Below are 20,899 nucleotides of genomic sequence, written 5' to 3'. Positions count from 1 at the left end.
CGACCTCGTCACCGTACGGGATCGGATGATGCGCACTACCGGTACGGACCCGCTGGTACCAGGCGGAGGGAGGGACGAGGCGCTCGGTGCCACGTCCGGTTCCAGTTCGCGTCCTGCGGTACGGGACCTCCCCGCCGGTGAGGTCTTCACTGCGCTGGACACGTCACGGCGCGGCCTGTCGGCGGCGCAGGCGGGGGCCAGGCTGGAGAGGTACGGGACCAACGAACTGCCCCGTGCGCGGCGCCGCGCCGTATGGCGGCAGTTGGGGGCGCAGTTCACGGACCTCTTCGCGGTGGTGCTGATCGTCGCGTCGGGGATCACCTTCCTGGCGTACTGGCTGGAGGAGCCGCGTGACATCGGTACGTTCCAGCTGGCGGTGGCGATTCTGGGCGTCGTGGTGCTGAACGCCGCCATCGGCTTCGCTCAGGAGTACTCGGCCGAGCGGACGGCCCAGGCACTGGAGGCGATGGTGCCCCACACCTGCCGGGTGCTGCGCGGCGGTGAACGGCTGGAGGTGCCCGCCCGGGAGCTCGCACCGGGCGACGTAGTCGTGCTGGAGGCGGGGGACGCGGTGTCGGCGGACTGCCGGGTGGTCGAGGCGCACGAGCTGGCCGTGAACAACGCACCGCTGACCGGGGAGAGCAACGCCGTGGACCGCACGGCCGACGCGGTGGCGGCCGGACCGCCGCTGGAGGCCCGCAACTGCGTGTTCATGGGGACCGACGTCGTCGCCGGATCGGGGCGGGCCGTGGTGTTCGCCACCGGTGCGAGGACCGAGTTCGGACGGATCTACCGGCTGGCCGCGGCGGCTCCCCGCCAGAGGACCCCGCTGCAGCTCCAGGTGGCCTCCATGGCCAGGCGCGTGGCAGGGGCTGCCCTGGCGATCGGCGTCCTGATGTTCGCCGTACGGCTGCCCACCGGGGAGTCCGTGGTGACTCTGTTCGTGTTCGCGCTGGGGGTGATGGTGGCGCTGGTGCCGGAAGGGCTGCCCGCCACCCTCTCGGTGTCGCTGGCGATCGGCGTACGGCGGATGGCGCGCCGCCACGCCCTGATCAAGCGGCTGCTGGCGGTGGAGGCGCTCGGGTCGACCACGGTGGTGTGCACGGACAAGACCGGGACGCTCACCCAGGCGGAGATGACCGTCACGCAGGTGTGGGCCGGGGGCGTGCCGCACCCGGTGAGCGGGGTCGGGTACGCCCCGAGTGGCGAGGTCGCCGACGCGGAGCCGGTGCGCGAACTGCTGCGCGTGGCGGCCCTGTGCTGCAACGCCCGGCTCGTCCCCCCTGCCAGCACCCGGGAGCACTGGCGGGTGCTCGGCGACACCACCGAGGGCGCCCTGCTCGTCGTCGCGGCCAAGGCGGGCCTCGACTTCGAAGCTGAGGAGGCGGCGGCTCCGCGGGTGACGGAGTTCCCCTTCGACTCGACCCGCAAGCTGATGACCACGGTGCACAAGAGCGCTGCGGGCTACCAGGCGTGCGTCAAGGGAGCGCCCGCGGAGCTGCTGGCGCTGTGCACTGACGTGGAGGGGGAGGGGCCGCGCGGGCCGCTGACCGAGCAGGACCGGGCGGCCGTCGTCGCGACGAGTGACGCGCTGGCGTCGCAGGGGCTGCGAGTGCTGGCCGTCGCACGGCGGGAGTTGGACGGGCCGCGCCCGGCACAGGAGGAGGCCGAGTCCGCGCTGACGCTGCTGGGGCTCGTCGGCATGCTGGATCCGCCGCGGCCGGAGGTCACCGAGGCGGTTGCCGCGTGCCGCCGGGCAGGGATCCGGATCGTCATGGTCACCGGCGACCACCCGCTGACCGGGGAGGCCGTGGCCCGCCGGGTGGGGATCGTACGGCGGCCGGATCCGGTGGTGGTGACGGGTACCCGGCTCGACGCGATGGACGACGAGGCGCTCGACGCGCTGCTCGCCGAGCCGTCCGAGCTGCTGCTGTGCCGGGTCAGCCCGGAGCACAAGATGCGTGTGGTCACCGCCTTCCAGCGGCGCGGTGAGGTGGTGGCGGTCACCGGGGACGGCGCGAACGACGCCCCGGCGCTCAAGCACGCGGACATCGGCGTGGCGATGGGAGCGTCGGGCACCGACGTCGCCCGGGAGGCGGCCTTGATGGTGCTGCTGGACGACTCGTTCGCGTCCATCGCCGCGGCGGTGCGGCTCGGCCGCACGGTCTACCAGAACATCCGCAAGTTCCTCGTCTACCTCTTCAGCCACAACATCGGGGAGCTGGTCCCGATCCTGGCGGCCACCTTTGCCGGATTCCCGCTGGTACCCATCAGCGCGGTGCAGATCCTGGCGATCGACCTGGGATCCGACGTGCTGCCCGCCCTCGCACTCGGGGCGGAACCCCCGGAGCCCGACGTGATGGAGCGCCCGCCGCGCTCCCGCCGGGAACGGCTGTTCTCGGGCGCCGTGGTGGGACGGATCCTGTTCCTGGGAGGCATCCAGGCGGCCTGCGTGACCGGCGTGTTCTTCTGGCACGTCGTCTCCTCGGGCATCCCGTTCGACGACTTCACCGAGGACACCCTCGTCTACCAGGAAGCGATCACCATGGTCCAGGCCGGGATCGTGCTCAGCCAGTTCTTCAACGCGCTCGCCGTGCGCACCGACCGGCAGAGCATCCTGAAGGTGGGACTGCTGTCCAATCCGGCCCTGCTGGCGGCGGGCGGCTTCGGCGTCGCTCTGATGGCTGCCATCAGTTATCTGCCGCCGCTGCAGGCCGTCTTCAACACCGCCCCGCTCGACGCCGCCGACTGGGCGGTCCTGGCCGGGCTCGGCACCCTGCCCCTGATCGCGGACGAGATCCGCAAGGCGTGGTTGCGCCGCCGCGCCGGTCACCGGAAAGGAGTTCCACGGTGAAGGTGATCGTCGTCGGCTGCGGACGGGTGGGATCCACGCTCGCCGGTCTGCTCGCCACAGAAGGGCACGACGTGCGGGTCGTCGACCGGCGTCCCAAGGCGGCCCGGCGGCTGCCCGACAGCCCCCGCATCCGCTTCCACGAGGGCAACGGCTACAGCCGCGCCGTCCTCCAGGCCGCCGGGATCGAGCATGCGGACGCCTTCGTGGCCGTCACCTCCGGGGACAACAGCAACATCGTCAGCGCGCGCACGGCAAAGGAGACCTACCGGGTGCCGATCGTCCTCGCCCGCATCTACGATCCCCGACGCGCCGACATCTACCGCGAACTCGGCATCCCCACCATCGCCAGCGTCCGCTGGACCGTGCACCAGATCCACCAGATGCTGCTGCACCGCCACCTGAGCCCCGAACTCAGCTTCGGCAACGGAGAGACCCTGCTCGTCCGATCCGAGTTGCCGGACTACCTCATCGGGCGGCGGCTGACCGAGTTCGACGTGGACGGCGAGATCCGCGTCGTCGAAGTCACCCGCGCGGGCCGTTCCCTGATCCCGGCGCACGGCACGCCCGCGCAGGCGGGCGACCTGGTCACCTTCGCCGTCGCGGCCACCGCGCTGGGCAGGCTGCGCGACTTTCTCGACAAGGAGCTGGGGACGTGAACGTGCTCATCGCCGGCGCGGGCCGACTCGGCACCCAGATCGCCCAGGTGCTCTCCGTGGCCCGCAACGAGGTCATGCTGATCGACATCGACGACGACCGCGTGGCCGAACTCCAGGGCCACCTCCCGGCGGTGCGGCTGGTCGCCGGGGACGCTTGCGAACCGGCCCTCCTGGAACACGCCGGTGCGCTGACCGCCGACCTGGTCATCGCCACCACCGGCGATGACGAGGACAACCTCGTCATCAGCCTGCTTGCCAAGCGGCAGTTCTCGGTGCCCCGCGTGGCGGCCCGGGTCAACGACGCCGACAACGCCTGGCTTTTCGACGGGCGTTGGGGTGTGGACGTTGCTGTCCCCGCTGCGACGCCGCTGATCTCCCTCATCGAGGAGGCCACCGGGGCCACCGACACGGTCGCCCTGCTGCGGCTCAGCAAGGCCGGCGTCGACGTCATCGAAACGGCCATCACACCGCAGTCCAGAGCAGTGGGGCGACCCCTGGGCGATATTCGACTGCCCGAAGGGACGGTCGTCGCCACGATCGTCCGCGACGGACAACCCACCGTGCCGGATCCGGCGACCCAGCTCCGGGCCGGCGACGAACTCCTCCTCGTCTCGCACTCCGCGACCGAGCAGGAGATCCACGCGGCGTTCCAGTGAACCGCCCCCGGATGAGAGCATCAGGAACGGTCACCGCTCGACCGTCCGAGCCGGCCGGCGTCGACCCCATGGGGCCGGGCTCCACGACGCGGCCCGTCGGCAGGTGCGCGGAGAGGACGGAAGCGTGCACGATACGCAGCGACGCCCCGCGCGTCTGCTTCACAGGCGGCGAGACCGACCGCTCCAAGGCGAGAGGCTGGCCGCAACCCGCCTGACAACCCGGCTGCCCGCCACTGGTGTCCTCAGTGACGCTCTCCCGCTCCCCGCTCCCCGCTCCCCGCTCCCCGCTCCCCGCACCCCGCGACCGGACAGTGCGCGTGATGCAACAGGGCCTGGCTGACCGACCCCAGAAGCAGCCCGGCGAAACCGCCCCGCCCCCGCGCACCGACTACCAGCAGTTGAGCGGACCTGCTCGCCTCGATCAACGCCTCTCGCGTCCCGCCGTGCACCAACCTGTGTTCCACCACCACACCCGGGTAGCGCTCCTGGCGGCCGGCGAGCGCCTCGGACAGCAGCCGCTCCTCCTCCTCCTCCTCGGCCAGCGCTCCCGGCGGGTTCGCGTACGGCTCGGACGGATCCTGCGGGCCGGGCATCGGCGCGTTCCACGTGGTCCAGGTGTGCAGCGCTACCAACGGCGCCTGCCGCAGGGCAGCGTCGGCGAAGGCGAAATCCACGGCCCTCCGCCCCGCGGCCGAGCCGCCGACGCCCAGCACGACCGGGCCGTCGGAGTGCGGCGTCTCGCGCACCACCAGGACGGGACACCGGCCGTGCGCCGCCAGGTGTACCGCCGTCGATCCCACCAGCAGTCCGACGAACCCGCCCATGCCCCGGGATCCGACCACCACCAGTTCTGCGGCGCGTGACTGCGCCTCCAGAACCGTCAACGGCTCACCGGTCACCACGACGTGACTGACATCGACCTCTGGCGCCACCGTCCGTGCCCGCTCGACTGCCTCGGCCACCAGGCGATCGACCATGTTCTGCAGGCCGCCGTCCGGTGGTCCCAGCGCCGACGGCCCCAAGGGCACATGCATCGCGGGCCAGACAAACGCATGCACGGCCCGCAGCCCCGCCCCGCGCAACCGTGCCTCCCACGCGGCCACCTCCACTGCGGCAAGACTCGACGCCGAACCATCCACGCCCACGACCACCAGACCACTCACTATGACTGTGGGGAGGAGGTGCTGGACCGGCGGGTTCGCGTACGGCATCGATGCATCCTGCGGCGCGGGTGTATCGCTCTCATCGAGCAGCACCAAGGAGAAGGATCACTACGGGGTGCGGTGCGGGCTGGAGAAGGCGCGGGCGGCGCCGCGTACGCGCAGGCCGACTTCGCCGCCGATGACGTGGTGGACCGAGGCAGGGTCGAAGATCCGGGCGACCACCGCGGTCCCATCCGTCAGCCGAAGGGCGAGCAGAGCATCATGGCCCTGGAAGTCACGGCGTACGACGGTCGCTGTAACCGCCGCTGGGGCGACGGGTGCGACGACCTCGATTTGTTCGGGCCGCAGCAGTACCTCACCTGCCCTCGTCGGCGGACGGTGACCGGTGGTGACGACCGGCATCGGGCCGAGTGGTGTGTGGGCTCGGCCACCGGTCATCTCGGCGGGCAGCCACACGGCTTCGCCGACGAAGTCGGCGACCCATGGGTCGGCAGGTGCGCTGTAGACGAGGTCCGGCGGCCCGCTCTGAACGATCCGGCCGTCGTGCATGACGGCGACCTCGTCGGCGATCGACAGGGCCTCGGCCTGGTCGTGGGTGACGAGGACGGCCGTCGCGCCGTCGGAGTGCAGGGCGCTGCGTACGTCCTGGCGCACTTCGGCGCGGAGACCGGCGTCCAGGGCACTGAACGGCTCGTCCAGCAGGACGACCGGCGGATGCGGGGCGAGTGCCCGGGCGACGGCGACGCGTTGTTGCTGGCCGCCGGAGAGATGGTGGGGCATCCGGTTCTCGAATCCGGCGAGTCCCACCAGCGCCAGCACGGATTCGATCCGTCCGGTCCGCCGAGCGCGCCGGTCGAGGCCGTAGGCGACGTTGCCGCGCACCAGGAGATGCGGGAAGAGGGCGCCTTCCTGCGGGACGACCGCGATCCGCCGCCGCTCCGGCGGCACGGTGCGGCCAGGAGCGGCGATCCGGTGGCCGTCGAGCCGGATCTCCCCGGCGTCCACGGCTTCGAATCCGGCGATGCAGCGCAACAGCGTGGTCTTGCCGCTGCCGGAGGGGCCGAGAACCGCCGTCAGAGTCCCGGAGCGGACCGTGAGGTCCACGCCGCGCAGCGCCCGCACCTCGCCGAAGGACTTGTGCACCGCGGTGACGCGCAGCTCCGCCATGTCAGCTTCCTCCCCCGGGAGCGAGGCCGCTGGTACGAGCTGACAGCCACCAGGTCGGTACCGCGGCCAGCAGCACCAGCAGCGCGGCGTAGGGCGCGGCGGCCGCGTAGGCGGAGACCGACGTCTGGCTCCACAGCTCGGTGGCGAGGGTGTCCATCCCCGTCGGCCGCAGCAGCAGGGTCGCGGGCAGCTCCTTCATACAGGTGAGGAAGACCAAAACCGCCCCAGCCCCGATACCAGGCGCTGCCAGAGGCACGGTGACCGTGCGCAGCACGTGGGGTCTGCGGCGGCCGAGCGAGCGGGCCACCTCTTCCAGTGCCGGCGGGGCCTGCAGCGCGGCGGTACCGACCGCTGCGACGGCCAGGGGGAGGAACAGCGCCGCGTAGGCGAGGGCGAGCAGCCAGACGCTCTGGTAGAGCGGGTAGGCCACGTTGATGCCGAAGAACACCAGGGAGAGGCCGATGACCAGGCCGGGCAGCGCGTGGGAGAGGTAGGCCAGGCGGTCCAGGACGACGGCGACGGGGCTGGGTGCGCGGGCGCCCAGCAGTCCCAGTGGCAGGGCGAGCAGCATGGTCAGGCCCGCACCGGCGGCGGAAACGGTGAGCGAGTTCCCCGCCGCGGTGGCCAGGCCGGTCAGTGAACCGGGCCGGGAGACGCCCTCACCGAACCACCGCGCGAGACTCGCCGCCGGGACGCCGAGCGCCAGCGCCCCCGTGCCGACGAGACCAGATGCGCCAAGCCACCGCAGGCGGCCCAGGCGCAGCCGTGTGGGTGGGCGGCCCGCGCCGCCGAGCCGGGCGTAGCGGGCGGCACGCCGTCGGGTCAGCTGCTCGCCCGAGACGATGAGCAGGGTCAGTGCGACCAGCACGGTGGCCAGTACCAGCGCGCCGGTACGATCGAAACCGAGGCTGATGGAGGTGAAGACGGCCCGGGTGAGGACATCCGCCCGCAGGACGGACACCGCCCCGAAGTCGGAGAGCACATAGAGCGCCACCAGGAGCGCCCCCGCTCCTACCGCAGGCCGGATCTGGCGCAGCGTCACCGTGATGAAGGTGTGCCACGGGCCGCTCCCCAGTGACCGGGCCACTTCCTCCTGTGCCGGGTCGGCGCTCGTCAGCGCGGCGGCTACGGGGAGGAAGACATACGGGTACGACGTCAGCGTCAGGACCAGTGCGGCCGCCCAGAATCCCTCGAAGCCCTCCACCGTGGAGACCCAGGCGAAGGCCGCCACATAGCTGGGCACCGCCAGCGGCAGCGCGGCGAGCACACCGAACAGCCGACGGGCCGGCAGATCGGTGCGTGTGACGAGGAACGCCGACGCAACGCCGAGCACCGTACTCGCCGCGGTCACGACCCCGGCCAGCGCAACGCTCCGGGCGGTGAGCTGCCCGGTCCGGGCTGTGAACACCTCCTCGCTGATGCGGGCCCAGCCCGCGTCTGCGACCCGGACGCCCAGATAGACGAGGGGGATCAGCGCGACACCGACGCCGGCCGTCGCGACAGCCGCCAGCGCCGGGCGCGGGAGCATCCGCCGTACCCGGCGGCGTACGACAGCCGTCGACGCCATCGTCAGGCCAGCCCCGATTCCTTGATCATCTCGATCGTGGTCTGCAAGTCGTCCAGGTCGCCCAGGTCGATGTCCGGCGTGTTCAGCGAGGACAGCTTCGGCAGGCCGGGTGCACTGGCCACACCGGCCACGAGCGGATACTCGTATGTTTCCTGGGCGAAGTAGGTCTGTGCCGGCATGCCCAGCAGATGGTCGACGAAGGCGCGGGCGTCGGGATCGTCGCCGGCTCCCTTCAACACGCCGATGCCGGAGACATTGACCAGGGCGCCGATGTCGCCGTTGGGGAAGAAGTGGTTCTTCGCCTTGAGCGCGTCGACGCTGGTGCCCTCCTCCTTGGCCAGCTCGTACACGTAGTAGTGGTTGACCAATCCTGCGGCGAGCCTGCCCTTGTCGACATCGGCGACGATGGGCCCGTTGCCCTCCCTGATCTGAGCGTCGTTGGCCCTCAGCCCGTCCAGCAACTCCTGGGTCCGCTTGTCGCCGTGCTCCACCCGCATCGCGGTGACGAACGCCTGGAACGAGCCGTTGGTCGGTGCGACGCCCACCTTGCCCTTCCACTGCGGCTCGGTCAGGTCGAACACCGACGCCGGCAGATCCTCCTCGGCGACTTGGTCGACGTTGTAGACCATGGTGCGCGAACGGCCGGTCACCCCCACCCACTCCCCGCCCTCGTCCCGGTAGGCGGCCGGCACCTTGTCCAGTACCTCGTCCGGCAGCCCGGCGAACAGATCCTCCCCGGCCACCGCTCCCAGGGCCCCGGCATCCTGCGCGAGGAAGACGTCCGCAGGTGTCCGGCGGCCCTCTTCCTGCAACTGCGCCGCCATGGCGGCCGTCTCGCCATAACGCACCTCGATCGTGATGCCGCTGGCCTCCTGAAAATCGTCCAGAACCGGCTTGACCAGGGACTCGCTGCGACCGCTGTACACCGTGATCTTCTTGTCGGAAACCTGCCCAGCCAGCTGCGCTCCTTCGCTCTCGCCACCACAGGCCGCAAGGCTCAGAGCCAGCAGAGTGCCCATGGCAACCGAGGCGACACCTCGTGGACGGGTTGTACGCACGGGCTCGCTCCTGGGCCGCCCCAGCTCACTTAGGACAGGCTAACTTTACATGTCTTATGGATGAATATCAGTATCTTTCCGCGCCCAGCGCCGCCGGACGCTGTCCTCGTGCTCGGCCTGCTCCAGGGCAAGGTCGCTCCGGTCGAGGGCTTCCCGCAGGCGGGGGATCCAGTGGCGTCGCAGGGCACGGGCCCGGTGCCGGGTGCTGATGACTTCCGTGCCCACCAGCTCGGCCGCGGCGTGGGTCGCCGCGTACTCGGCGGCGGCGCGCAGGGCACGGCCGTAGGCCGCCTCGGCGTGCACGAGGGCCGTGTTGGTGGGAGCGGCGGCGGTGGGCGGACGGGAGGGCACGGACGTGGAGACTGTCGCCGGGTGGCGTACCCCCATGGAGGTGGTCCAGTGCACCGTGACCTCGGCGGGGCCGATGCCCGCGGCGGCCGAGTCGAGGGCCTGTTCCCCGCCCAGGAGCAGTCCGCGCAGCAGCCAGCGATCGGCCTCGGTCAGCTGGTCCCGCCAGGCCCGCGCGGCTGCCTCCTCCGCGCGCAGCAGCCGCTGGTGCTCGGAGCGGAGGATGCGCAGCTTCTGTTCCAGCAGGTCGGCTCCGCGCTCGGCGACGTCGAGGCTGTGCCGCAGCCGCAGGCGTCCCGCACGACCGGGCGGTGTACGGCGGGCTCCGGTCATCGGGGCGCCTCCTGGTACGGGTCGTCCTTCGCCCCGTGTGCGTCGAGGAGCCGTGCGGGGAGCATGGAGAGCTGGCTGCGGGGGAGGGTGAGCAGGGCCCGCCAGCCGCGTTCGAGCGAGGCGTCGAGGTCACGTGGTTCGTCGGAGCGCTGGTCGGCGAAGTCCCGCAGGAACGCCTCCTCGAAGTCCAGGTAACGGCGGTCCGTGGGGCTCAGCGCCGCCTGGCCCACCAGGTCCGCGAGATCGCGCACCTGCCGGGCGCGGGCCAGGGCGGCCAGCAGTTGGGCGGCGACGTCGAGGTGGTCGTCGCGGGTACGGCCGGGACCCGCGCCCTTGCGCATCAGGCGGGAGAGCGAGGACAGGGCGTCCAGCGGCGGGTAGACGCCTCGCGCGTGTGTCCCGGGCGAGAGCACGATCTGGCCCTCGGTGATGTAGCCGGTCAGGTCGGGCACGGGGTGGGTGATGTCGCCCGCGGGCATGGTGAGCACCGGCAGCACGGTGACCGAGCCGGGCCGCCCCCGAATGCGTCCGCAGCGTTCGTACAGGGAGGCCAGGTCGCTGTAGAGGTAGCCGGGGTAGGCGCGGCGGGCCGGGATCTCCCCGCGGGCGGCGGAGACCTCCCGCAGGGCTTCGGCGTACGTCGTCATGTCGGTCATCACCACGAGGACGTGCCGTCCCTCGGTGAAGGCGAGGTGCTCGGCCACGGTGAGCGCGATGCGCGGGGTGAGGATCCGTTCGATCACCGGGTCGTCGGCGGTGTTCAGCAGCAGGACCAGTTCTCCGGCCGCGGACCGTTCCTCCAGGGCGTTGCGCACGAAGGAGGCGTCGGCGTGGGTGAGCCCCATGCCCGCGAAGACGACGCTGAACGCCTCACCGGCGGCAGTGGCCTGCGCGGCGATCTGGGCGGCCAGTTCCAGATGCGGAAGTCCGGCCACGGAGAACACCGGGAGTTTCTGTCCGCGTACCAGCGTGGTCAGGGCATCGACGACCCCGACACCGGTCAGCACCGGTTCGGACGGCGGCTCGCGCCGCACCGGGTTGATGGGTGCGCCGCCCACCTCGGCGTCGTGGGAGGCGAACACGGGCGGGCCGCCGTCCAGGGGCTCGCCCCGGCCGTTGCAGACCCGGCCGAGCCAGTCCGTGCCGACCGGGACGCGCAGGGGGCTGCCCGAGAAGGCCGCGCGGACGCCCTCCGGGTCCATGCCCGCGGTGCCCTCCAGCACCTGGACGACCGCCAGGTCGCGGTCGGCGTCCAGGACCACGCCGTGGCGGCGCTCGCCCGAGATGAGGGTGATGCGTACGTACTCGTCCCAGCCGATCCCCGAGACACCCTCGACGATCGCGAGTGGACCCCGCAGCTCCCGCACTTTCGTGTACTCGATCTCATCGGAGAGACTCATGGCCGCATCTCTCCCAGATAGGCGAGCATCGCATCCCGTCGCGCGGCCACCCCGGCGGCGTCGTAGGGGCCGGTGTCCTCGCGGGCGCGCAGCAGCGGACCGAAGTCGACCTCCTCGACCGAGGCCGCCGGGACACCGGAGTCCACCAGCTCGTGGCAGCGGTCGGTGACCGCGAGGACGGCGTCGGCCAGTGCGGCCGTCTTCTCCGGGCCGCAGTACGCGTCCCGCTCCGACAACGCGCTCTGCTGCAGCACTCCCTCGCGGACCAGCCTTCCCGCCAGCACGCTGATGCGCTCCCGCGCGGGCAAGGCGGCGATTCCGATCAGATCCACCAGATCGGCCAACCGGTCGGCCTCCGCCAGCACCCTTCCCACCCGGTCACGCCGCCGAGCCCACGCCGGATCACCGGCCGTCCGGTGTCCGGCCGCCAGAACCGGTACGTCCCGGGAGAAGGACCCGGCCCAGGAGACCGCCGGGTAGTGGCGGGCGTAGGCCAGGTCGCGGTCGAGGGTCCACAGGCAGCGGACGAAGCGTTCGGTGTGCGCTGTTACTGGTTCGGTCATGTCCCCGCCAGGCGGGGACACCGCGCCGATCACCGTCACCGACCCCCGGTCCCCACCGAGTGTTGTCACGGCGGCGGCCCGCTCGTAGAAGGCCGCGATGGCGGAGGCCAGTCCGGCCGGATACCCCTCCTCGGCGGGCAGCGCGCCGGTACGGGAGGCGAACTCGCGCAGCGCCTCCGCCCACCGGGAGGTCGAGTCGGCGATGACCACCACGTCCAGGCCCATGTCCCGGAAGTACTCGGCGACCGTCACGCCCGTGTACACGCTGGCCTCACGCGCCATCATCGGCATGTTGGAGGTGTTGGCGATCGTCACGGTGCGGTCCGCGAGGCGTCCGCCCGTGCGCGGGTCCTGAAGCTCCGCCAGCTCCGTGATGACGTCGGCCATCTCGTTGCCGCGCTCCCCGCAGCCGACGTAGATGATGACGTCAGCGTCGCACCACTTGGCGATCTGCTGCAGCAGTACGGTCTTGCCGGTGCCGAAGCCGCCGGGCACCGCGACCGTGCTGCCCCGGGCCACGGGGAACAGCAGGTCGATCACCCGCTGGCCGGTGTTCAGGGCCTCATGGCTGTCGACGCGCTCCCGAACCGGGCGCGGCCGGCGTACCGGCCACAGGGCGCCGACCGCCACCTCCGTGCCGCCCACCACCGCCACCACGGCGTCCCGCGGGTGGTCCCCGGCCCCGGCGATCTCCTCCACCGTGCCCCCGCAGCCGGGCGGCACGAGAACTGTCACCCGCACCGGCCCCGCGTCCCGGAGCTCTCCGAGCGCCTGTCCCTCGGCCACCTGCTCGCCCTCTGTCACCAAGGGGGAGAAGGACCAGGTGCGTTCCTCGGCGGCAGCCTGCTGCGTGCCGGGAAGCAGCCACTCGCCTGCGCCGGACAGGGGGCGCAGCAGGCCGTCGAAGATCCCGCCGAGCAGATCGGGACTGAGCCGCACCGACAGCGAACGGCCCTGGGGCAGCGCCGTCTGTCCCGGAGCGAGGCCGCCGGTGTACTCGTACGCCTGGACGGTGACCACGTCACCGCTGATGGCCACGACCTCGCCGGGCAGCCGATCCGGGCCGATCGAGACCAGGTCGTACATGGCGATGCCGCCCGTGTACTCCATCTCGATCAGCGGCCCGGTGACACGCAGGATCCGGGAGACCGGCTGCCGGTCAGTCGGCCCTCGACGCGTCCCAGCGGCTTGCGTCACGGCTCCCACAGGCTCCGCACCTCCCCTCCCATACGGTCCAGCGCGTGATCGGCCAGCGCGGTCAGCGAGAGGTCGACCAGCCTCCCCGGCGCCTGGGCAACCACACCCCCGTCGTCGTGCTCGCGCACCTCGGCGTCGGGCCCCAGGAGGATCCCGGCCCGGTGTTCCAGCCGCTCCCGCACGGAGGCGTAGTCGTCGGTCCGGCGTAGCCCCCGAACCCGTTCGGCGGCCTCGCGGCGCAGCTCCTCGTACGCCTCCCGGCGTGCGCTGAGCGTGCGGGACCTGGCCTCCCGCCGGGCCCTGACAAGGAGGTCGCGGGCGGCGCCCGCGCCGTCGGCCTCGCCCTGGCGCCGGGCCTCGTCGAGGATCGCCCGGGCCTCGGCGCGGGCCTGGTCGAGCAGGGTGGCGGCTTCCCGCTCGGTGCGGGTCAGGAGTGCTTCCGCGTCGGCGTGAGCCTCCCTCAGCAGCCCCGCCCGGACCGGGTGGAGCGCCTCCGTCGTCTGGTCGGGAGCCGGGTTCGTCATGGCGGCATCACGGCGGTCAGCGGGCGGCGGCCCCCGTGCGCGGCGGAGTCCGAATTCAGCGCCTCGGCCGCGGCAGAGGTGAGGATGACCAGGTCGATGCCGTCCGGCAGGGTTCGCCAGGCCCGACGTACGGCGTCGGGGTCGTCGGCGAGGAGGACGACGGCTCCGGCCAGGGCCAGGCCGGCGACACGGGCCCGTTCTCCGAGGGCGGCGACCCGTCCCATGGTCACGCCTTCCCGATCAGGATCACGGCGACGACCAGCCCGTAGATGGCGATGCCTTCGGCCAGGCCGACGATGACCATGGCCCGGCCGAAGAGTTCGGGCCGTTCGCTGAGCGCCGCGAGGGCCGCCGCACCGGTGTAGGCGACGGCGATGCCCGCCCCGATCGTCGCCCCGGCCACCGCGATCGCGGCGCCGATCAGGGCGGCGGATCCGGAGCCGGACTCTTGTGCCGTCGTGGTCGCGGCTTGCGCGGATCCGCCGCCGAGCGCCAGGGTCAGCACCACGGTGGCGGCCACCAGGAGCACGGCGTCGGCGGCGACCATCCACCACAGGGCCGTCCTGCGGTCCGAACGCCGCAGCACAAGGCGTGCGGCGACGAACCCCGCGACAATGACGGGCAGGGCCAAGAACCAGGTGATCACGACCACTCCTCCCTCGCCTGGGCGTGCGGGACGGCCTCCGCCGCTGTGGGCGCCCCGGTGGCGACCGAAGACGGCGTGAGGTGCTGGACGGGCAGGTGCCAGGGTTTGAAGGGGCGGCCCTCGCCCTCGAAGAGCCGGGAGAACAGTTCGTAGAACTCCAGCCGCAGCGCCTGGACGCCTGCCACGAGCGCCTCCAGCGAGAAGGCGAGTGCATTGCCGAGCAGGAAGACGAGTGCTGCCGCGCCGACACCCACCGGGCCCCGGCCCGTCAGAGCCGTCGTGCCGTCCCAGACGATCGCGCCCAGCGCTGCATGCGTCAGGCCGAAGGCCGCGAGCCGCGCGAAGGACACGACGTTCGAGCCGATCCGTACCACCGCGTCGAACAGTTGAATACCGGTCTGCACGGCACCGCCCGGACCACCCCCTGTGGTCGCGTACAGCCCTGCCCCGGCCAGACCCAGCCCGACGACGGCGATCACGGCCCCCACCACGCCATACGCCACCTGGCCGAGCCACACATACCCAGCTACGACGGCGAGACCGAGATAGAGCGCCGCCCCGGCGATCCCGGTCGTCGTGTACAGGGCCGCCGAGGGTCCGCCCTCCCGCCACCGGTTCACGATCCCCGCGGCGTAGGCGACGGCGAGCAGCACGGCGCCGAGCCCGACGGCTGCGGCCAGCAGCCGCATGGGCTCCTCCAGCGGTTCCAGCCACAGCACGGGCAGCACTCCGGTGGGGCCGAAGAACTCGCCGTACGCAACCCCGGCCAGCGTGGCGGCCAGCCCGGCTCCGGCGATGAAGGGCCACAGCGGACGCAGCGCCGCGAGTCGGCGCGGCCGGCCCGCCCGCAGCAGGAACGCGAGCACGACCAGCAGCAGCCCGTGCCCGGCATCGCCGAACATCAGGCCGAACATCGCCACGTAGACGATTCCGGCCGCCATGGTGGGGTCGAGGTCGGCGTAGGGCACGGTTCCGTACGTCGTGACCAGGGGGGTGAAGGAGCGGCGTACGGTCGTCGCGGGATGGGCCGGGGGTGCGGTGGCCGCTCCGGTCAGCAAGGTCGGCGGGTCGATACCGCGCGGGATGCGTAGCGGCACCAGCGCGCCCCCGGCACCGGCGATGCGCGCCGCCGTGGCGCCCACCTCCGTCTCGGGGCACCAGCCAGCCAGCGCCGCGACCGTGCCGTGCCGGACCGCACTGCCGATCCGTTCCTCCAATTGCGCCTCGCCGGCCAGCAGATCCGCCCGGCCCTCGCGCTCCAGGGCATCCAGGTCGAGGGGAACTTCGCTGAGAACTGGGTGTGCCGGCTCTGCGCGCAGCCGCTGCAAGCGCGTCGCCGCCGGCCCGCGGACTTCCGGCCCCCCGTCCCCGGCCAGGTCGATCTCGACGCAGCCCGCCTCGGCGATCCGTACCAGGCTTTCCCGCAGCGCCTTCTCGGGGGCCACGATGGCCACCCTGCGCATCCGGACTGGGATCGCGGCCTCAGCCCGGAGCACTGAGCACCTCCGCGGGCCAGTCCCCGAGGCCACCGCCCCGGGCGGCCATTTCCAGCGCACCTCGGGTCCGCCACGCGTCTGCGGACAGCAGTGCCACTGCCCCCACGACCGGCCGCGGACCGAAGGCGGACTGGCGCAGCAGTTCCCGGCCGTCGCCATCGACGGCGTCCCACCACCGTGCCTCGGCCCGCCACAGGTCCGCCTCGTCGTCGATGTCGTCCAGCAGCCACCTCGCGGTGGCCGGCAACGCCTGCCGGAAGTCGGCGTACGACCCCGCCCCCACCGCTCGCGGGCCGAGCAGGCGGGCCGCCCGGCGGGCGGACACGTCCGGCATCCGGCGGCCCACGACGAACACCTCTCGGCCGAGCAGCAGGGTGAGCCGGGCCGCCGCCCAGCGCGCCGCGTCGGGAACAGCAGTGGCGAGGCGTATGGCGGCGGAGACCCGCATACCAGTGGCGACCGCAGCCGGTGAGTCGCTCCCGGGGTCACCCCAGACGGAGGCCGACAGCGCGGTGCGCAGCTCCGACGGCGTACGAGTGCGGGCGAGCCGGGTCCAGGCGATCGCCAGCGCACCCAAGCGGTAGGGCGGTGGGTGCAGGCGTTCCATTCCCGGCTGTCGCGGTTCGGCCGTGAGAGCCCTCAGGTGGTGTTCGGTGTTGGAGATCTCGAACCCTGCGGCGAGCGCCCGGATGGCATCCGCACCCGTGGCCGGTTGCCAGCCGGCGAGGACCCGCAGATGCCACAACAGCGTCGCCGAGACCGCCCGCTGGGCCTCGGCCGGCGTGGCGCCCGAGGTGACGTCGTGCCGGTAGGGGGTGGCCGCCAAGTAGCGCAGAGCGTCCTCGAGGGTGGGCGACGCGGCCACCTTCCTGATCCCCTCGGCACGCAGACACCTCGTCCGCAGGGCGCGTGCCCGGGTCACGCCTGCCACCCATCCCGCCCCCATCACGGACCACCCTCCTGAGGCCGCCCACGGCCCGGAGATCGATGCCCCTCCCGTGGCGCAGAAGACACCAGGTGCGCCGTGAGATTCTCCAGCACCAGCGCGACCACGCGTGCGGCGAGCGCGGGCGTCCGGCTCCCGGCGCGGTCACGTACAGCGACGGCCTCGCGTTCCGCTTCGTCGAGCAGCGCCGTCGCCTCGTCCTCTGCCGCACGCAGTACCTGATCGGCGGCGCGCTCCCGTACCCGGTCGGCCTCCGCACGCGCCTCTGCCACGATTTCCTCGGCCTGCCGTGCGGCTTCCCGTCGGCGTGACGCGGCGGCCACGTCGGCCCGCTCGCGTATGGCCCGGGCTTCCGCCTCCGCCTGTTCGAGCAGGGCCAGCGGAGGTGCGAGTTCCGCACGGAGTTCGGCGGAGCGGTCTGCGGGCACACCACCTGGCGCGGCCCGGCCGGGCGACGCCGCCGGCCGGAACCGGGTCAGAAAGTCCCGGAAACCCGTCACGAACTCTCCTCCAGTGGGACCACATCCCGCTTCCCAGTCTCCTTGGTAGGCGTTGGCATGTCGCGCCGCACCGGGCCGCCAGTCCCTCAGGCGGTGCCGTTCGGCCCACAGGCCGTACCAGTCGATCGATGCCAGACTGACCCCGTAGGTGGACGGCATCCCCCGGGAGGCAGCCGTGAGCGATTTCGAGCAACGCTCCGCGGAGAAGGAAACCCGCCGCACCACGCCGGGCCGCCCCTGGACACCCCAGGAAGAACCGCGCCAGGACGCGCTGCGCCGCTATCTCGCGGCCGTCGCCGCCGCCGCGTCGGCGAGGAGCGCCGAGGAGCCCAGGCCCGCCCCCGGACGGGAGCAGCCCGAGCCGCCCGCCACTACCGCGCCCGAGCCGCCCACCCGAGAACCGGCCACCCTCCGCGTACGGGACGTCATGCAGGTTCCGGCGGCCTCTGTCCCCGGCGACATGCCGTTCCTGGACGTGGCCCACACACTCGCCCGCGAGCAGGTGAGCGCCGTACCGGTGGTCGACGCCGACGACCACGTGATCGGTGTCGTCTCGGAGTCGGATCTGCTGGCCAAGGCCGCAGTCATGGCGGAACCGCGCAGGCACGGACCTGTCGGCAGACTGCGGCAGCACCGCCTGTACGACAAGAGCCACGGTGACACGGCGGCCACGCTGATGACCTTCCCGCCCGTCACCGTCCACCCGGCGGAGCGAGTGGCGGATGCCGCGTGGACCGCCGCTCACGCGCGGCTGAAGCGGCTGCCCGTGACCGACCATCGCGGTCGGCTCGTCGGCGTGGTCAGCCGGAGTGACCTGCTGCGGGCCCTGATCCGTGACGACGCCGAGATCCGGGCCGAGGTCGAGTCCCTGGCTGCTCAGCACCTGCTGGATCCGCGCGCCGTCCAAGTCGCCGTGGAGAACGGTGTGGTGACGATGACGGGGCGGCTGGACAAGGCACTCGTCCCCGAACTTCTCGCAGTGGTGCGTGACATCGACGACGTGGTCGATGTCGTCTATGAGATCGAAGCGGTTTGAGCTGTCACGGGTTCGCTGGGGCGTCGCTGCCTCTTCGGCATCCGCCCCGAGAGGGTGGGCCATGCCGCATGTGTTGGTGACGGCGGAGGTCCGTGGCCACCCTCACCGGGTTGTGCCGTAAGCGTCCGCGCCGCACAGTCACTGCGTGTGGGCGACGAGGAAGTCGGCACTGCCGGACAGTGTGGTGAGCCGGGGTGTGTCCTCGTCCTCGATGCGCACGCCGGACCGTTCGCTGAGAACCTCGACGAAACTCAGGAAGTCCAGCGAATCCATCTCCAACACGTCGCGGAACGCGTCGTCGGGCCCGAGCGCGGCGACGTCGGCGTCAGGGATGACGGATGAGATCGACTGCCTGACCATGTCCAGTGCATCGGTTCGGTTCATGTTCACAACCGCTCCGGGTTCTGCAGGAGGCGGGAGACCACGGTGAGGTACCGGGCGCCGACGGCACCGTCCGTCGCCCGGTGGTCGGCCGAGAGGGTGGCTGTCACCACGGGGCGCACGCCCAGCAGGCCGTCGACGGCGTATGGCCGGTCGACGACCCGCCCGAAGCCGACCAGGGCCACCTGGGGCGGGTAGATGACTCCGAAGACCGTCTCCACGCCCTGATCGCCGAGGTTGGTGACTGTGATCGTGGCGTCGGAGATTTCCGAGCCGCGGAGCCTGCCCGTGCGGGCCCTGGTGACCAAGTCCTTCAGGGCGGTCATCAGTTGGGGGAGTGTCAGGGTGTCGGCGTGGTGCAGTGCGGGGGCGACGAGCCCTCCACCGCGCAGGGAGATGGCCACGCCGAGGTGGACGCCGTCGCCGGCCGTGAAGTGGTCATCGGTCCAGAAGCCGTTGAACTCCGGTACCTCGCGGGCCGCCAGGGCAGCCGCCTTGAGCAGCAGGGCGGCGGGGAGCAGCCGTTCACCGACCGTACTGGTCCGGTTGTGCTCGTGCAGCCGGTCCATCGCGGCGGTCATGTCCACGGTCGTGGAGAGGTAGTAATGGGGGATCTCCCGGTTGGCGCGGCTCATCAGGCCGGCGATCGCCTGGCGCATGGCCGCCGCCCGGTCTTCGGACGGATGTGCGGCAGGAGGTCGTACAGCGGAAGGGCGTACTGCGGCGGCGCCTGCGGGCGTGGGCGGGGCCGAGGGGCCGGGGGCCGCGTGGCGTACGTCCGCTGCACGGACGGCCTCCTTCCTGCCCGTCCCCTTCACCGTGGCGAGGTCGACGCCCAGTTCGGCGGCGAGGCGCCGGGCGAGGGGCGTGGCCCGCACACGCGGTGGCTGAGCGGTGGCTCGGGCGGCCGCCGCCTGCTCGACGTCGGTTCGGGTAACGCGTCCTCCGGGTCCGGAGCCGTGCAGTGTCTCCAGGTCGAGGCCGCTCGTCTCCGCGAGGTGCCGGACCAAGGGGCCCGCCTCGATGTGGCCGCGAGGAGGGGCGGCTGGCGGTGCTGACACCGGGACCGGGGTGGGCTCAGGTGGCGGGGAAGGGAGTTCAGGGGACTTGGGAAGCCAGGCGCGTTCGGAAGGTCTGCCCTTCTCCGGCGCGTGACGGGCGGGATGTTGTTCCTCGGCCGGCCCGATCAGCGCGAGCGGTGTGCCCACCGGAACCGTTGTGCCGGGCTCGACGAGCAGCTCCGTCATGGTCCCGGTTTCGAAGCACTCCACCTCGATCGTGGACTTCGCGGTTTCCACGACCGCGACCGGATCACCCTTGTGCACGAGGTCTCCGGGCGAGACCAGCCATTCCAGGAGCGTGCCCTCGTCCATGTCGGCGCCGAGGGACGGCATGGTGAACTCGGCCATGATCAGTCCACCGTCCGGTGCGCGGCCGCGACGATGTCGGCGGTCTGCGGCAGGGCGGCCTCCTCCAGCCGCCGGGCGTACGGCATGGGCACCTCCGCGCTGCACACCCGCTCGACGGGCGCGTCCAGGTCGTAGAACGACTCTTCGGCGATGCGCGCGGACACCTCGGCGGCGAGGCTTCCCGTCCGCCACGCTTCGTCGATGACCACCGCACGATGGGTACGGGCCACCGAAGCGGTGATGGCCGCGCCGTCCAGGGGACGCAGCGTGCGCAGGTCGATCACCTCGGCGTTGATGCCCTCGGCGGATAGTTCGTCCGCCGCCGCGAGAGCCTTGGGCAGTGAACCGCCGTACGTGATCAGGGAGATGTCGGTGCCGGGGCGGCGGATCGTGGCATGGTCCAGGTCCACGGGTTCGGTGAGCGGGAGGAGTTCTCCGGAGACGTTGTAGAGGCTCCCGTGCTCGAAGATCAGTACGGGGTCGGGGTCGGCGAGCGCCGGGGCCAGCATGTGCCGGGCGTCCTCCAGAGTGGCGGGGGCCAGGACGCGGATGCCGGGGATGTGCGCGTACCAGCCTTCGAGGCTGTGCGAGTGCTGGGCGGCGAGTTGCCGTCCGGCGCCCGTGGTCATGCGGATGACCAGCGGCACGGGCAGCTGGCCGCACGACATGTGCAGCAGGGTGGCGGCGTTGTTGAGGATCTGGTCGAGGGCGAGCAGGCTGAAGTTGACGGTCATGATCTCGACGATGGGCCGCAGCCCGGCCAGGGCCGCGCCGATGCCGGCACCCACGAACGCGGACTCCGACAGCGGGGTGTCGCGGACGCGTTCGGGGCCGAACTCCTCCAGCAGACCGAGGCTGACGCCGAAGCATCCGCCGTAGCGGCCCACATCCTCGCCCATGAGGAAGACACGGTCGTCGGCGCGCAGGGCCTCCCGAAGCGCCTCGCGCATCGCCTCCCGGTAGGTCGTCTTCGCCTCTTGCGTTTCGCCGGCGCCCACG

20 protein-coding genes are annotated in these 20,899 nt (G+C 72.1%); 4 read left to right on the top strand and 16 right to left on the bottom strand.

Features of this window, described 5'->3' with window-relative positions:
• Positions 1-28 precede the first annotated feature (28 nt).
• Genes CES90_RS25725 through CES90_RS25715 form a run of 3 tightly spaced genes read left to right on the top strand, consistent with a single transcriptional unit; the run spans position 29 to position 4,166 of the window.
• Positions 29-2,854, top strand: coding sequence for a cation-translocating P-type ATPase (locus tag CES90_RS25725; protein ID WP_373313551.1), 2,826 nt, complete (start codon positions 29-31; stop codon positions 2,852-2,854).
• The gene (locus CES90_RS25720) at positions 2,851-3,510 is read left to right on the top strand and encodes a potassium channel family protein (RefSeq protein WP_189786541.1); all 660 of its coding nucleotides are present in this window, start codon (positions 2,851-2,853) and stop codon (positions 3,508-3,510) included. Before CES90_RS25725 ends, CES90_RS25720 begins: the two co-directional genes overlap by 4 nt.
• Positions 3,507-4,166, top strand: a complete 660-nt coding sequence (locus CES90_RS25715; RefSeq protein ID WP_189786540.1) for a potassium channel family protein — start codon at positions 3,507-3,509, stop codon at positions 4,164-4,166. The genes CES90_RS25720 and CES90_RS25715 overlap by 4 nt, the downstream gene beginning before the upstream one ends.
• Positions 4,167-4,408: 242 nt before the next feature.
• Here CES90_RS25715 and CES90_RS25710 read toward each other — a convergent pair whose 3' ends face one another.
• From CES90_RS25710 to CES90_RS25650, 13 genes are all read right to left on the bottom strand, one after another.
• Positions 4,409-5,329: a universal stress protein gene (locus tag CES90_RS25710; protein WP_189786568.1), complete on the bottom strand. Its 921-nt coding sequence runs from the start codon at positions 5,327-5,329 to the stop codon at positions 4,409-4,411.
• 108 nt (positions 5,330-5,437) lie between these two features.
• Positions 5,438-6,496: an ABC transporter ATP-binding protein gene (locus CES90_RS25705; protein WP_189786539.1), complete on the bottom strand. Its 1,059-nt coding sequence runs from the start codon at positions 6,494-6,496 to the stop codon at positions 5,438-5,440.
• 1 nt (position 6,497) lies between these two features.
• Entirely contained in the window at positions 6,498-8,063 is a 1,566-nt protein-coding gene (locus CES90_RS25700) for an ABC transporter permease (RefSeq protein ID WP_229914242.1), read from the bottom strand.
• Between the two features lie 2 nt (positions 8,064-8,065).
• Positions 8,066-9,121: an iron ABC transporter substrate-binding protein gene (locus CES90_RS25695; protein ID WP_208921454.1), complete on the bottom strand. Its 1,056-nt coding sequence runs from the start codon at positions 9,119-9,121 to the stop codon at positions 8,066-8,068.
• Positions 9,122-9,175: 54 nt separating this feature from the next.
• Positions 9,176-9,802, bottom strand: coding sequence for a V-type ATP synthase subunit D (locus CES90_RS25690; protein ID WP_189786538.1), 627 nt, complete (start codon positions 9,800-9,802; stop codon positions 9,176-9,178).
• Complete coding sequence (locus CES90_RS25685; protein ID WP_189786537.1) at positions 9,799-11,202, bottom strand: V-type ATP synthase subunit B; 1,404 nt, start codon at positions 11,200-11,202, stop codon at positions 9,799-9,801. Before CES90_RS25685 ends, CES90_RS25690 begins: the two co-directional genes overlap by 4 nt.
• A complete protein-coding gene (locus tag CES90_RS25680) occupies positions 11,199-12,962 on the bottom strand; it encodes a V-type ATP synthase subunit A (protein WP_229914241.1) in 1,764 nt (587 codons plus the stop codon). Before CES90_RS25680 ends, CES90_RS25685 begins: the two co-directional genes overlap by 4 nt.
• Positions 12,959-13,486 carry a V-type ATP synthase subunit E gene (locus tag CES90_RS25675; RefSeq protein WP_189786569.1) on the bottom strand — a complete coding sequence of 176 codons (528 nt, stop codon included), beginning with the start codon at positions 13,484-13,486 and terminating at the stop codon, positions 12,959-12,961. The genes CES90_RS25680 and CES90_RS25675 overlap by 4 nt, the downstream gene beginning before the upstream one ends.
• Positions 13,483-13,710: a hypothetical protein gene (locus CES90_RS25670; protein ID WP_229914240.1), complete on the bottom strand. Its 228-nt coding sequence runs from the start codon at positions 13,708-13,710 to the stop codon at positions 13,483-13,485. The genes CES90_RS25675 and CES90_RS25670 overlap by 4 nt, the downstream gene beginning before the upstream one ends.
• A 2-nt stretch (positions 13,711-13,712) precedes the next feature.
• Positions 13,713-14,132: an ATP synthase subunit C gene (locus CES90_RS25665; RefSeq protein ID WP_189786534.1), complete on the bottom strand. Its 420-nt coding sequence runs from the start codon at positions 14,130-14,132 to the stop codon at positions 13,713-13,715.
• The gene (locus CES90_RS25660; RefSeq protein ID WP_229914239.1) at positions 14,129-15,577 is read right to left on the bottom strand and encodes a V-type ATPase 116kDa subunit family protein; all 1,449 of its coding nucleotides are present in this window, start codon (positions 15,575-15,577) and stop codon (positions 14,129-14,131) included. Before CES90_RS25660 ends, CES90_RS25665 begins: the two co-directional genes overlap by 4 nt.
• Before the next feature lie 37 nt (positions 15,578-15,614).
• Positions 15,615-16,550, bottom strand: a complete 936-nt coding sequence (locus CES90_RS25655; protein ID WP_229914238.1) for a V-type ATPase subunit — start codon at positions 16,548-16,550, stop codon at positions 15,615-15,617.
• A gap of 23 nt (positions 16,551-16,573) precedes the next feature.
• Positions 16,574-17,074 (bottom strand): V-type ATP synthase subunit E family protein, encoded by a 501-nt coding sequence (locus CES90_RS25650; RefSeq protein WP_189786532.1) that lies wholly within the window; start codon positions 17,072-17,074, stop codon positions 16,574-16,576.
• Positions 17,075-17,249: 175 nt separating this feature from the next.
• Here CES90_RS25650 and CES90_RS25645 point away from each other — a divergent pair, with 175 nt between their 5' ends.
• On the top strand, positions 17,250-18,110 hold the full coding sequence (locus CES90_RS25645) for a CBS domain-containing protein (RefSeq protein WP_189786531.1): 861 nt from the start codon (positions 17,250-17,252) through the stop codon (positions 18,108-18,110).
• Positions 18,111-18,248: 138 nt separating this feature from the next.
• Here CES90_RS25645 and CES90_RS25640 read toward each other — a convergent pair whose 3' ends face one another.
• Genes CES90_RS25640 through CES90_RS25630 form a run of 3 tightly spaced genes read right to left on the bottom strand, consistent with a single transcriptional unit; the run spans position 18,249 to position 20,898 of the window.
• Positions 18,249-18,494 carry an acyl carrier protein gene (locus tag CES90_RS25640; RefSeq protein ID WP_189786530.1) on the bottom strand — a complete coding sequence of 82 codons (246 nt, stop codon included), beginning with the start codon at positions 18,492-18,494 and terminating at the stop codon, positions 18,249-18,251.
• A 2-nt stretch (positions 18,495-18,496) separates the two neighbouring features.
• Positions 18,497-19,900: a 2-oxo acid dehydrogenase subunit E2 gene (locus tag CES90_RS25635; protein WP_189786529.1), complete on the bottom strand. Its 1,404-nt coding sequence runs from the start codon at positions 19,898-19,900 to the stop codon at positions 18,497-18,499.
• Positions 19,901-19,902: 2 nt separating this feature from the next.
• Positions 19,903-20,898, bottom strand: a complete 996-nt coding sequence (locus tag CES90_RS25630; RefSeq protein WP_189786528.1) for an alpha-ketoacid dehydrogenase subunit beta — start codon at positions 20,896-20,898, stop codon at positions 19,903-19,905.
• Between the last annotated feature and the right edge of the window lies 1 nt (position 20,899).

Source organism: Streptomyces capitiformicae, from assembly GCF_002214185.1.
GTDB lineage: Bacteria > Actinomycetota > Actinomycetes > Streptomycetales > Streptomycetaceae > Streptomyces > Streptomyces capitiformicae.
This window is presented reverse-complemented; position numbering and strand designations above follow the sequence as displayed.

Coding starts and splice junctions, on each gene's coding strand:
- CES90_RS25675 (WP_189786569.1), bottom strand. CDS start 13,486: ATGACGAACCCGGCTCCCGACCAGACGACGGAGGCGCTCCACCCGGTC.
- CES90_RS25725 (WP_373313551.1), top strand. CDS start 29: ATGCGCACTACCGGTACGGACCCGCTGGTACCAGGCGGAGGGAGGGAC.
- CES90_RS25690 (WP_189786538.1), bottom strand. CDS start 9,802: ATGACCGGAGCCCGCCGTACACCGCCCGGTCGTGCGGGACGCCTGCGG.
- CES90_RS25640 (WP_189786530.1), bottom strand. CDS start 18,494: ATGAACCGAACCGATGCACTGGACATGGTCAGGCAGTCGATCTCATCC.
- CES90_RS25700 (WP_229914242.1), bottom strand. CDS start 8,063: ATGGCGTCGACGGCTGTCGTACGCCGCCGGGTACGGCGGATGCTCCCG.
- CES90_RS25685 (WP_189786537.1), bottom strand. CDS start 11,202: ATGAGTCTCTCCGATGAGATCGAGTACACGAAAGTGCGGGAGCTGCGG.
- CES90_RS25635 (WP_189786529.1), bottom strand. CDS start 19,900: ATGGCCGAGTTCACCATGCCGTCCCTCGGCGCCGACATGGACGAGGGC.
- CES90_RS25705 (WP_189786539.1), bottom strand. CDS start 6,496: ATGGCGGAGCTGCGCGTCACCGCGGTGCACAAGTCCTTCGGCGAGGTG.
- CES90_RS25670 (WP_229914240.1), bottom strand. CDS start 13,710: ATGGGACGGGTCGCCGCCCTCGGAGAACGGGCCCGTGTCGCCGGCCTG.